This window comes from Streptomyces sp. NPDC001617, assembly GCF_053596855.1.
In genome coordinates, this window is the sequence record NZ_JBSFHA010000205.1 from 1 (window position 1) to 1,651 (window position 1,651).

General features: G+C 68.9%; 2 protein-coding genes. One reads left to right on the forward strand and one right to left on the reverse strand.

Annotated elements, in window-relative coordinates:
- Positions 1-117 precede the first annotated feature (117 nt).
- The gene (locus tag ACWC09_RS52585; protein WP_450859422.1) at positions 118-639 is read left to right on the forward strand and encodes a hypothetical protein; all 522 of its coding nucleotides are present in this window, start codon (positions 118-120) and stop codon (positions 637-639) included.
- On the opposite strand, the gene ACWC09_RS52590 is transcribed toward ACWC09_RS52585, so the two are convergent.
- Entirely contained in the window at positions 587-1,381 is a 795-nt protein-coding gene (locus ACWC09_RS52590; RefSeq protein ID WP_450859423.1) for an IS5 family transposase, read from the reverse strand. The genes ACWC09_RS52585 and ACWC09_RS52590 overlap by 53 nt on opposite strands.
- Positions 1,382-1,651: the final 270 nt, after the last annotated feature.

A 1,651-nucleotide genomic window follows, 5' to 3' on the forward strand; every position in this document is an offset into this window, starting at 1 on the left:
AGAAGCCGTATCTCAACCGAACATCATCGCTTGATTTCCGCTGGTCTGGCATGGTCTAGCTCGGAATGAGGGAGGCATGCGGCGTCTTGTTTCGGCTCCGTGATCGGGGGGTGCGTGATGGCGTCGGTGCTGGGAATTCTGGAGGAGCGGGAGACAGCAGCCCGGGTGCGGGTGGAGGGTCTGCGGGAGGAAGTTGCGCGGCTGGCTGGGGTGTTGGAGGCCGCGGAGATCGAGCTGGACCGGCGGGTGATCGCGCGGGAGGAGCTGGTCGAGGCCTTGGCAGCCTCGGCTGCCGAGACCACCGCCGTGACCGAGGCGGAGGCGGAAACCGCGCCCTCGCCGGTGCCGGGTTCGATCGTGCCGCCTTGGCGCGAAGGACTGCCGGTGACGGTGCTGGCGCCGGACTATCAGCGGATTCTGGGCGTGCTCGACGAGTGGCAGCCTGCGGACCAGGGGCCGCTGAAGGCCAGGGAGATCACGGCTCGGCTGGGCTTGGAGACAACGTCGGCGAAGGTCGAGGGGGTGCGCTCGAAGGCCCGGCGCCTGGCCGAGCGCGGGTGGCTCCTCATGGAGGAGTCGGGGGCGTTCAGTGCCGGGCGGCGGCCCGTGGCCGTGCCAGACGCCGACTCATCCGCGTGATCATCGACCACCGGATCATCGCCTCGCTGCTGGCCGGCAACGTCTCGTAGTCCCGGGCCAGCCGGCGCGAATGCATCAGCCACGCGAACGTGCGCTCTGCCACCCAGCGCCTGGGCAGCACCACGAACCCTGTCATGTCATCGGTGCGTTTGACGATCTCCAAGGTCAGCGCGAGTTTGTCCCGGCACCAGTCGACGAGGGAGCCGGTGTAGCCACCGTCGGCCCAGACGAGGGTGATGTCGCGGTGCAGACGGCGCAGCCGCTGCAGCAGGCCCGTAGCGGCGTCGCGGTCACCGATGTTCGCGGCGGTGACACAGACGACCAGGAGCAGACCGAGCGTGTCGGTCACGATGTGCCGCTTTCGCCCGGGCACTTTCTTCCCGCCGTCGTAGCCGCGTGAGGCGGCCGGCACCGATGCGGCGGCCCGCACCGACTGCGCGTCGATGATTCCCGCCGTGGGCTCGGCCTCACGGCCCTCGCGCTCACGGACCTTCCCGCGCAGCCGGTCGTGGAACTCGGTGATCAGCCCGTGCTCGCGCCAGCGGCGGAAGAAGGCGTAAACCCGGGCCCAGTCGGGGAAGTCCGCGGGAATCGCCCGCCACGAGATCCCGCCCGCGACCAGGTAGCGGATCGCGTCCAGCAGTTGGCGGTGGCAGTAGCCCTCGGGCTGCCCGCCCCTGCCCTTCAGCCAGGGCGGCACCGGCAGCAACGGCCGGATGGCCGCCCACTCCGCGTCCGTCATGTCCGACGGATACCGGCGTTCCCGGTCGGGATGGTCGGCCGCATTGCCGTACACGTGCGCGAGGCAATCACACGATCGTGCAGCCGAGTTGAACTGGACGGGCTCGGACGCGTACAACAACGACACCAGGGCCTCCCGGCACTGCTCGGTCAGATTCGCATCCCCGAGCTACCGAGAGGCCCTGTCTTCATGCGCGCACAACGGGAAGATCACCCCAGCGGGAAACCTGTTCGACCCGCACGTTCCATGATCGGTTGAGATACAGCTTCT

What these genes read in the sequence shown, in the direction of transcription:
- ACWC09_RS52585 (WP_450859422.1), top strand. Translation starts at nt 118, where the DNA reads ATGGCGTCGGTGCTGGGAATTCTGGAGGAGCGGGAGACAGCAGCCCGG.
- ACWC09_RS52590 (WP_450859423.1), bottom strand. Translation starts at nt 1,381, where the DNA reads ATGACGGACGCGGAGTGGGCGGCCATCCGGCCGTTGCTGCCGGTGCCG.